The 300-nt window shown below is 39.0% G+C and carries 1 protein-coding gene; it reads right to left on the bottom strand.

All coding sequences use genetic code 11. The annotated features are described in order from the left end of the window. Positions 1-300: SCO family protein (locus CWC11_RS21720; protein WP_138684240.1), on the bottom strand; the 300-nt coding region annotated here is incomplete at both ends.

Raw genomic sequence — 300 nt, 5'->3', positions numbered from 1 at the left:
CAATTCACCTCGAGGGTTAATTAAAGCCACAGAAGCGCTATGGTCAACATAATACTCTTGCTCCGTACTGTTATTAATTGCATATATCAGTCCAATATCTCGGACAAATGGAAATAACTGAGCATGTGGACCACTTAATGCTTTAAACTCATGATTAAAATAATTGATGTACGCGTGACGTTTAGCGGGTGTATCTCGTTGCGGATCAACAGACACAAACCATACTGATATTGGGTAGTCTTTTTCGAGTTGCTGATAAACTTGTGATAGTTTAACCAATGTCATCGGGCATATATCAGG

Origin of the sequence: Pseudoalteromonas sp. S3178 (genome assembly GCF_005886985.1) — a bacterium.
Lineage (GTDB): Bacteria > Pseudomonadota > Gammaproteobacteria > Enterobacterales > Alteromonadaceae > Pseudoalteromonas > Pseudoalteromonas carrageenovora.
The sequence above is the reverse complement of the archived record's forward strand: the minus strand, read 5'-3'. Positions and strand labels throughout refer to the sequence as shown.